Annotated in this window: 9 protein-coding genes; 2 read left to right on the forward strand and 7 right to left on the reverse strand. The window is 72.8% G+C overall.

From position 1 onward, the window contains the following. Window positions 1-490, reverse strand: a 490-nt coding sequence (locus ACZ4TR_RS47690; RefSeq protein WP_465295658.1) for a Gfo/Idh/MocA family protein, incomplete at its 3' end; no start/stop codon positions are given. Window positions 491-701: 211 nt separating this feature from the next. Further along, window positions 702-1679: a pectate lyase family protein gene (locus ACZ4TR_RS47695; protein ID WP_465295660.1), complete on the reverse strand. Its 978-nt coding sequence runs from the start codon at window positions 1677-1679 to the stop codon at window positions 702-704. A gap of 227 nt (window positions 1680-1906) precedes the next feature. Here ACZ4TR_RS47695 and ACZ4TR_RS47700 point away from each other — a divergent pair, with 227 nt between their 5' ends. Continuing rightward, window positions 1907-2884, forward strand: a complete 978-nt coding sequence (locus ACZ4TR_RS47700; protein ID WP_364526287.1) for a LacI family DNA-binding transcriptional regulator — start codon at window positions 1907-1909, stop codon at window positions 2882-2884. On the opposite strand, the gene ACZ4TR_RS47705 is transcribed toward ACZ4TR_RS47700, so the two are convergent. The 5 genes from ACZ4TR_RS47705 to ACZ4TR_RS47725 are packed head-to-tail and all read right to left on the reverse strand — an operon-like array spanning window position 2881 to window position 7771. Then, entirely contained in the window at window positions 2881-4116 is a 1236-nt protein-coding gene (locus ACZ4TR_RS47705; RefSeq protein WP_465295662.1) for an FAD-binding protein, read from the reverse strand. The two genes, ACZ4TR_RS47700 and ACZ4TR_RS47705, sit on opposite strands and share 4 nt — an antisense overlap. 40 nt (window positions 4117-4156) lie before the next feature. Continuing rightward, complete coding sequence (locus ACZ4TR_RS47710) at window positions 4157-5296, reverse strand: serine hydrolase domain-containing protein (protein WP_465295664.1); 1140 nt, start codon at window positions 5294-5296, stop codon at window positions 4157-4159. Window positions 5297-5327: 31 nt separating this feature from the next. Next, a complete protein-coding gene (locus ACZ4TR_RS47715; protein ID WP_465295666.1) occupies window positions 5328-6359 on the reverse strand; it encodes an Lrp/AsnC family transcriptional regulator in 1032 nt (343 codons plus the stop codon). Between the two features lie 60 nt (window positions 6360-6419). Continuing rightward, complete coding sequence (locus ACZ4TR_RS47720; RefSeq protein WP_465295668.1) at window positions 6420-7187, reverse strand: hypothetical protein; 768 nt, start codon at window positions 7185-7187, stop codon at window positions 6420-6422. After that, window positions 7184-7771, reverse strand: coding sequence for a papain-like cysteine protease family protein (locus ACZ4TR_RS47725; RefSeq protein ID WP_364529431.1), 588 nt, complete (start codon window positions 7769-7771; stop codon window positions 7184-7186). The genes ACZ4TR_RS47720 and ACZ4TR_RS47725 overlap by 4 nt, the downstream gene beginning before the upstream one ends. A gap of 349 nt (window positions 7772-8120) precedes the next feature. On the opposite strand from ACZ4TR_RS47725, the gene ACZ4TR_RS47730 reads away from it, so the two are divergent. Continuing rightward, on the forward strand, window positions 8121-8627 hold the full coding sequence (locus tag ACZ4TR_RS47730) for a hypothetical protein (RefSeq protein WP_465295670.1): 507 nt from the start codon (window positions 8121-8123) through the stop codon (window positions 8625-8627). Window positions 8628-8756: the final 129 nt, after the last annotated feature.

Raw genomic sequence — 8756 nt, forward strand, 5'->3', positions numbered from 1 at the left:
CCGCGCCGACGCCCACCACGTCGCCGAGCTTCCCGGCCGCGATCGCCGCCCGCAGTACCGGCAGGGCCGGGGAGCCGAAGCTCTGGAAGCCGGTCTGGCACGCCGAGCCGTTCTCCGCGGCCAGCCGGGACAGCGTCCGGAACCCGGCCAGGTCGAGCACCGGCGGGGTTTCCAGGAGCAGGTCGCCGCCCGCCCGCAGGACCGCGCCGCCGACCCGGACGTGCGCGTGCGGCGGGGTCGCGACCACGGTGATGTCGGGGCGGCAGCGGTGGAGCAGGTCGTCGACCCCGACGTGCGCGGTACCGCCCTCGGGCAGCAACGCGATCGCGGCGGCGGAGGGCGCCCGGACGTCGGCCATGCCGGCGAACCGCACCAGGCCCTCGTCGTGCAGGATGCGCGCGCGGTGCAGGTAGCTGAACGCGTAGCCGGACGTGCCGACCACGGCCAGCCTCGGCGGGTCCGCGACGGTGCGGCGCCTGCTCCCCGACATGGGTCTCCGATCGGCGCGACCGGGTCCGGCCGCGCGGGAACTGACGAATGGGCAGTTCGGGAGAAACTTCCGGTGGTCACCGTAGGGCGTTCGCGACAAGTGTGTCAATGTCCGGGACCGGTCCTCGAACTCGTCGAACCCCGGATACGCCGAACGGCGGTGGCCGGTTCGAGATAGCGCTTACCCGAACCGGCCGCACACTCCCCGCCGGTCAGATCCGGCCGACGCCCGCGCCCGCGGTGACGCTGGCCTTGACGGTCGAAACCGGTTCCAGCGTGAAGGAATACGGTGCCGTCGTCATGCTCCCGGTGCGGGTGATCTTGTTCGCGCAGCCGCCGAAGGAGTTGCCCGACTCGTTGAGGTAGCCGTCGACGTCGCTGTCGCCGGTCGTTTCGAGGCAGACCTTCGTGGATTCGAAGACGTTGTTCTGGGCGAGGAACTGCGCGTTCATCCGCGAATGCACGGCGGAATCGGTGACCGCGTGGAAATAGTTGTCGTAGGCGTGCCCGGTGCCGAACCGCAGGCTGGGCATCCGCGAGTTCACGTTCTCGAACCAGTTGTGGCTGTAGGTCACGTGCAGCTTGCCCGTGTCCTCGGCGGCGTTGTTGTCGCTGTGCCCGACGAGGGAGACCTTGTAGTGGTCGTGGAACTTGTTCCAGGACACCGTGATCGCGTCGGCGGCGTGGCTGATGTCGAGCAGGCCGTCGTAGTAGTCCTTGCCGTGGTCGAGGTCGGAGGACAGGTCGTTGTGGTCGATCCACACGCGAGTGGCGCCGCGCTGGATCTGGATCGCGTCGGTGCCGACGGCCTTCGCGATGGCCAGGTTGCGGATGATCACGTTCGACGACTTGTCCACCGCGAGCCCGCCGCCGGTGAAGCCGGAACCGGACCCGACGCCGAGCACGGTCTTGTTCGACCCGATCTTCACCAGCGTCTTGTTCGCCAAGGTGATCTTCCCGCTCACCCGGACCGTGCGGGCCGTCGTGCCTGTCACCGCGTCGGCGAACGCGGACGCCGTCGTCACGGTGACGGTCTCGCCGCCCGCGCCGCCGGTCGTGCCGGCGCCGAAACCAGCGGGTGAGCTTTCGAAAGCCGCGTGCGCGACTCCGGCGGGAACGGCGGCGGCCAGCGCCGCGGCGAGCGCGGCCGTTCCGAAAACGCGCAGGCAGAACTCGGTTTTCCTGGTCATCGGGCACCTCGAAGGGGATGGGGACCCGCGCCCCGCACACCGGGGAACACGGCGGAGACTCCGTTCTACGATTTGCAGCAAAACCGGTCAATGATTTGCAGGGTTTTCATCCCAAGCCCAGCCGAATGGCCCTGCGGCGGCCGGATCCCCGCTGCCGCAAGGCAGTCCGTTGTTGACAACGCCGCCGGGCGTTTCCATGATGTTGCGCAGAGCCTGGAGGAGTTGCCGTGAGCGTGACCATTCACGACGTCGCCCGCCGGGCCAACGTGTCGATCTCGACGGTGTCGCGCGCGTTCACCTCGCCCGGCCTGGTCCGCCACCAGACCCGCAGCCGGGTGCTGGCCGCGGCGAGCGAGCTCGGGTACCACGCCGCCGAGGCCCCGCAGCCCGTCGTCCGCACCGGGCACATCGGCATCGTCGTGTCGGACCTCGGCAACCCGTTCTTCACCGGCGTGCTCGACGGCGTCCAGGCCCGCGCGCGCCAGGACGACGTCGCCGTGCTGTTCGCGAGCAGCGACCAGGACGCGGCGACCGAGCAGAACCTGGTGCGCCGGATGGCCCGGCAGGTCGACGGCGTGGTGCTGGGCAGCCCGAGCATGACCGACGACCAGCTGCGCGCGCTCGCCGGGCAGACGACGCTGGTGCTGCTCAACCGCGAGGTGCCGGGGATCCCGTCGATCGTGATGGACGCCGCCGACGGGATGCGCCAGGCGATCGAGCACCTGGCCGCGCTGGGCCACCGCCGCTGCGCCTACCTCGGCGGGCCGAGGATGTCGTGGGCGAACCGCACCCGCCGGCAGGGGCTGGCGGAGGCCGCCGGGCGGCACGGGATGGAAGTCGTCGAGTTCGGGCCGTTCCCCCCGGTGTTCGAGGGCGGGCTGCAGGGCGCGGACCTGGCGCTGGCGGCGGACGTGACGGCGATCGTGGCGTACAACGACCTCGTGGCGTTCGGCGCGCTGGCCCGGCTCAACGCCCGCGGCGTGCCGGTCCCGGACGAGATCAGCCTGGTCGGCTTCGACGACCTGGTCTTCGCGGCGATCTCGGCACCGCCGTTGACGACGATCGCGATGCCGACGGAGGCCGCGGGCCGGGCGGCGGTCACGATCCTGCTGGACCTGCTCGACGGCGACGCGGACGAGCACACGGCCCAGGTGCTCGACACGTACTTGATCGTCCGCGCGACCACGGCCCCGCCCGCGAGCTAGCCGCCGAAGACGTGCCGCTCCAGGAACGGGTTCCGGAACTTGCCGGCCGGGTCCAGTTCCGCGGTCAGCGCCCGGAAGCCGGCCATCCGCGGGTACGACCCGGCGGTGTGGAAGAGCTTTCCCCAGTGCGGCCGCGCGCCGAACGCGGCCAGGCGTTCCTCCAGCACCGGGAGCACCGCCTCGACCTCCGGCTGCCGCGGTTGCCAGGTGAAGTGGAACGCGACCCGGTCGCCCCCGTGGCAGGGGCTCAGCCACAGGTCGTCGCCCGCGATCGCGCGGATCTCCGACACCAGCAGCAAGGGGGCCAGGAGGTCGCCGATTTCGCGGATCGCCCGCGCCGCCGCCACCGCGTCCTCGTAGGGCACGAAGTACTCCGACTGCAGCTCGTCGCCGACGCTCGGGGTGAACGCGAGCGCGAAGTGCGGCAGGCGGTCGTGCCACGGACCCGGCACCCCCAGCTGCGGCGTGCCGTTGTCGGCGGAGATCCCCGCGGCGTGCGCCGGGTGCCGGGGCCCGTCGGCCGGGACCGCGTCGAACAGCCCGGTCCGCGGTGTGAACGCGTCCACGCGGCTCTTCACCCACACCTGGTCGACCGTGTCGTTCGCCCAGTTCGTGAACATGCTGACGCTGTAGCCGGCGTCCTCGATCTCGTCGAAGTGCCGGTAGGCGGCCTCCCACGGCAGGCCGTCGAAGACGTCCTGGCGCACGTCGAACGCCGGCACCACGTCGAGCGTCAGCCGCGTGACGACGCCGGTCGCGCCGAGGCCGACGACCAGGCCGGGGAACTCGGCGTGGGCGCGGGTGAACGTCCGCAGCTCGCCGTTCGCCGTGACCAGCTCGATCGCCGACACGGCCGAGGCGAGTCCCGGCTGCCGCCGCCCGGAGCCGTGGGTGCCCGTCGCGACGCTGCCGGCCACCGTGATGTGCGGGAGCGACGCGAGGTTCGGCAGCGCGAACCCGGCGGCGTGCAGCTGCTCGGCGAAGTCGCCGTAGCGGGCGGACCCGCCGACGGTCACCGTCCCGTCGCCGATCTCCACCGGGACCTCGAGCGCGCGCAGGTCCAGCAGGACGCCGCCCGGCGAGTCCGCGATCGCGTTGAAGCAGTGACGGCTGCCCAGGGCCTTGACGTGCGTCGCGGCCGCGACGGCTTCCCGCACCTCGTCGACCGAATGCGGAGTCAGCACCGAGTCCGCGGTGTAGGCAAGATTCCCGGCCCAGTTCGACTCGCCCATCCAGAATGTCCTTCCACTGTGCCGGATCCCGTCTCCGACCCTACGCGGCCGCTTCCCGCCAGAACTCGCGCATCCACTTCGGCGGCACCGGGTTGTCTTCGCCGACCTGGGTCAGCAGCACGGCGACCGTGCCGGTGGCGGGCACGACGTGGGCGGTGGTGCCGGTGCCGCCGACCCAGCCGTAGCGGCCCGGGACGGTCCACGGTTCGACGGCGGCGACGTCGACCGCGCCGCCCATCCCCCAGCCCTGGCCCTCCAGGAACAGCGCGCCGATCTCGCGGTGCGCGGCGCTGGTGTGGTCGGTGGTCATCAACCGGACCGCCTCGGCGCCGAGCACGCGCCCGCCGTCGTGCGCGGTGCCTCCGGCGAGGAGCATCCGGCCGAAGGCGACCCAGTCCCCCGCCGTCCCGGCCAGGCCGCCGTTGCCCAGCGGCAGCGCCGGCATCGTGCTCCACTGGCCGTCCGGCGGATCGGCGAGGACGAGCCCGTCGGTGGTCTTCTTGTAGAAGGCGGTGAACCGGTCGCGCCGGTCCGGGCCGACGACGAACCCGGTGTCCGCCATGCCCAGCGGCGCGAAAATCCGTTCCTCGAGGAACTCCGGCAGCGACCGGCCGGACGCGCGGGCGGCGAGCACGCCCTGGATAGTCGAGCAGGTGTCGTACAGCCACGCCTCGCCCGGTTGGAAGGCGAGCGGCACTTCGGCCAGCCGTGCGAGCCAGACGTCCGGCGGCGGGAAGCTCTGCACCTGCCGGCCGTCGCCCTGGACGGGGAACAGCGCCTGCACCGCCGGGAGCGTGAAGTCCGAGGCGAACCCCCAGCCGGCTTGACCGGTGAGCACGTCGAAGACGGTGATCGGCCGGTTCGCCGGGACGACGTCGCCGACCGGGCTCGACGGCGTGCGCACCACCTTGGGGCCGGCCAGCTCGGGCAGCCACCGGCCGATCGGGTCGTCGAGGGCCAGCGTGCCGTCGTCCACCAAGGTGAGGACGGCGGCGGCGGTGATCGGCTTGGTGATGGAGGCGAGGCGGAACAGCGTGTCCTCGGCCATCGGCCGGCTGCCTTCGACGTCCACCGAGCCGACGGCCACTGCTTCCCGGCGCCCGGCCCGGTCGACGATCGCCACCGCGCCGGGCAGCGTGCCCGCGTCCACGTGGCGTCGCAGGGTTTCGCGCAGGCTCATGATCCTCCCCAGGCCGGTGTTCGCACGATAGTCAGCGGGCCGGGATGATCGCCTGGTGGGTGCCGCCGAGGCCGTGCGGGCTGAGCAGCCGGCCCATCCGCTTCGGCATCCGCAGGGTGATCGCGCGGTCGAGGACGCGTGCGCCCGGTGCCGCGGCCGCCAGCCGCGTCTCGTAGCCCGTGCAGCCGGCCGGCTCCCGCAGCCACGCCGACACCACCAGGTTGCCCTCCCCCACCACCGCGGCCGAGAGCCGCGTCTCCGGCAGCTGTGCGATCGCCGTCCCGGCGCGGTCCAGGTCGCCGGCGGCGATGTCGAGGCGGTAGCCCGCGATCACCGGCCAGCCCGCCGGGACGTGCGCGAGGTCGCAGCGGAAGTCGAGCTCGTGGTTGCGCAGCATTCGCGCGAGCGTGCGGCGCACCGCCGACTCGCTCATCCGGCAGTCGCGGGCCAGCTCGGCGTAGCTGCGCCGGCCGTCCTCGCCGAGGGATTCGACCAGCGCGCGCAGGTCCCGGTCGTTCCACTGCTGCGGGACGACCAGCCGGGCCTGCACCGCCGTCTCGTCGAGCACCGCACGCTGTTCCGGGGCCAGCGCGTTCACCAGCCACCCACTGCCTTCGCGGTAGACGCGTGTGGCGACGGCGAACCGGACTCCACGCACCCCGGGCAGCGCGCCGAGGCGGCCGGTCACCAGCCCGTCGAGCGCGTCGAGGTCGCGCGCGGCCAGGGACAGGAACAGCGAGAACCGGCTGGTGGTGCGCTCGACGCTGAACACCGACGGCCAGCCGCACAGCTCCCGGGTCAGCCCGGCCAGCGCGTCCGGGCGGCAGGCCACGTCGACGTAACCGACGGTCGTGGTCGGCGCGGTGACGTACGCGGTCAGCCAGGCCAGCCCGGCCGCCTGCAGCCGGTCCCAGCGGCGGGCGGCCGTCGTCGCATCGGTGCTGACGGCCGCGGCGATCCGCGTCCACGGCGCCCGCGGGTCGCGCTGCAGCGCTTCGACCAGCGCGAGGTCCGGGCCGCTCGGCCGCGCCGGTTCCGGCTGGGCGGCCGGGGAAACGGGCATGGCGCATTCTGACCTGATCATGATCACCTGCCAAGGGGGCACCGCGGCCCCGGCCGTCCCCTACCGCCGCCGCAACCGCGGCACCACGACCGCAGCGGCCACCAGCACGAGGGCGCCGCCGAGCACGAACGGCAGCACCGGCACCTCACCGGGGTCCGCGGCGGGTACCGCGCGCTCACGGCCGCCGTAGCCACCGCCCGCGCCGGCGCGGTCGTACGCCGAACCTGGCAGCTTGTCCGCGTACCGCTGGTGCAGCGCCGCGCGGTAGTCGCGCACGCTCAGCTTCGTGCCCGCGGCCAGGCCGGTGACCGAGCCGTGCAGCACCGTCACGGCGTCGCCGTGCACCGCGTACCAGGCGTTGACCTGCGGTTCGTGCAGGAGGTAGCCCCCGGCCGCGGCGTCGGCGTACTTGCGCTCGTAGTCGCCGGACGCGACGTTGACCACGGTCCAGGCGGTGCCCTGCCGCTCGGCCCAGACCGTCGCCGTGGTGCCGTCGCCGGTCCGCGCCGGCACCGCGACGTAGGCGAGCACGGCCGGGACGTCCGAGGTTCCGGCGACGAACGCCGCCGTCGGCTCGTACACCGCGACCTGGGTGCGCGGGTCGGCGGCCGCCGCCGGTGCCGCGGCCGCCGCGTGGGCGCCGGGGAACTTCGTCGCCGCCAGCCGGTCGAGCGTGGCCCGGCCGCCGGTGACCTGACCGATCGCGGCGGTGTCGGCCGCGGTCGGGGTGCCGGCGGGCCCGGTCGCCGCGCCCGCGGCGCCGGTGGTGGTGAGCATCGCGGCGCCGGCCAGCACGGCCGCGCCCATCGCCTTCTTCAGCACGCTCATCCCTCGATCCCGTACAGCGTGTGCGTCCACTGGAACTGGGTGTTCGAACGGTAGGTGTCGTAGTTCATCGAGTTGTAGCGGCTGTTGTCCGGCCACGGATCGCCGTAGTCCACCCGGGTCGCGCCGCTCGAGTTGTCATAGCCGTAGAGGACGTGCATGTGACCGCCGCCGGAGCGCCAGCCGATGCGGGTGCCGATCGGCTGTCCCGCGTCGATCTGGTTCTTGATGGTCGTGAAGGAAAGGACCTGCCCATTCGAGTCGTAGGACCCGACATTCGTGAATCCCAGGGAACGGAACACCCGCTGCTGGTCGGACAGATAGCCCTGGTTGTCGGCGCAGTCGCTGCCGGACTCGTTGTGCGCGATCTGGCAGAACCGGGTCTGGGAAAGCGAATATCCCCAGTAGTCGGCGATCGTGGTGCCGCTGGCGTCCCAGCACCACTGGTCCTTCTGCTGGGCCTGCATGGTGATGCCGAGATCGGTCCGCGCGGCGGACGCGACCGCGGGCGCCTGCAGCGCGGCGACGGCGGCCGCGGCGGCCGACACCGCCACGAGTCCACGCAGGACTCCTGATGTGGTTTTCACGAAGTGGTCCTCCAGCCGGTGACGATTCGACGTGGTGGCACGGAATACTCCGCGCCCGGCCGGTGCCTCGGTACCTACTAAGGGAGGATCACGTTGGGATAAAACGACTTTCGGCGGATCCCGGCAGTTCCCGGGTGCCGGATTCCGGCATCGGCTCCGGCCCGCCGGGTGGATTCCGGCGGGCCGGCGACAGCAGTTCTTTCTCGTCGGCGAACTTTCCGGGCGTGACAGTTTTCCGGTTCCGCGCACTCACGTCCGTCAGCACCGCGAGAGCGCGGGTGTAGTGGCGGTGTAGCGGCCGCGCGCAGGGTCGTCCCGGTCTCAAACCCGTCCACCGAGGGAGACCCCCATGCGCAGCATCTACCCGGCGGCGGCGCTCTCGGCCGCCCTGCTCTTCGGCGGCGCCGCCGTCGCCACCGCCGCCCCCGCGCCGGCCGACGTCTACGCGGAGGTGACGGCCGCCGACATCGCCGACCCGGGCGCGGTGATCGTCGACTCGCCCGCCGAACTGGCCGCCGCCCGGACCGCGGCGCAGGCGATCGCGTGGTACTCGAGCCGCAAGGGCAGCACGGCGTACCAGGGCTACTGCGAGAAGGCCGCCCGCCTGTCGTGGAACCGCACGACGCACCACGCGAGCGCGATCGAGCACTGGCGGTCCTCGGACGGCGCCCGCCACACGACGGGCACCCCGCCGAAGGGCGCGTTCGTGTTCTGGAACATCTCGGCGTACGGCCACGTGGGCATCGCCGACGGCAACGGCGGCGTCTGGGCGACGAGCGTCAACGGCGCGATCGGCCACGCGAAGCAGAGCTACTTCGGCAGCTACCTGGGCTGGAAGCCGGGCAACAGCAACTGATCGGGCACACTGGGGGTGGGGGGGGAGGGGGGGGGGGGGGGGGGCGGCCCCCCCCCCGGCCCCCCCCCCCCCGTGGGCCCAAAGGGTCGTCTTCCCTTTGCCTCCCCCCCCAAACCTCCCCCCCCCCCC

Source organism: Amycolatopsis sp. NPDC028719, assembly GCF_055565395.1.

Excerpts from the sequence above, each read along its gene's own strand:
- ACZ4TR_RS47695 (WP_465295660.1), bottom strand. The coding sequence starts at position 1,679 with ATGACCAGGAAAACCGAGTTCTGCCTGCGCGTTTTCGGAACGGCCGCG.
- ACZ4TR_RS47705 (WP_465295662.1), bottom strand. The coding sequence starts at position 4,116 with ATGGGCGAGTCGAACTGGGCCGGGAATCTTGCCTACACCGCGGACTCG.
- ACZ4TR_RS47710 (WP_465295664.1), bottom strand. The coding sequence starts at position 5,296 with ATGAGCCTGCGCGAAACCCTGCGACGCCACGTGGACGCGGGCACGCTG.
- ACZ4TR_RS47715 (WP_465295666.1), bottom strand. The coding sequence starts at position 6,359 with ATGCCCGTTTCCCCGGCCGCCCAGCCGGAACCGGCGCGGCCGAGCGGC.
- ACZ4TR_RS47720 (WP_465295668.1), bottom strand. The coding sequence starts at position 7,187 with ATGAGCGTGCTGAAGAAGGCGATGGGCGCGGCCGTGCTGGCCGGCGCC.
- ACZ4TR_RS47730 (WP_465295670.1), top strand. The coding sequence starts at position 8,121 with ATGCGCAGCATCTACCCGGCGGCGGCGCTCTCGGCCGCCCTGCTCTTC.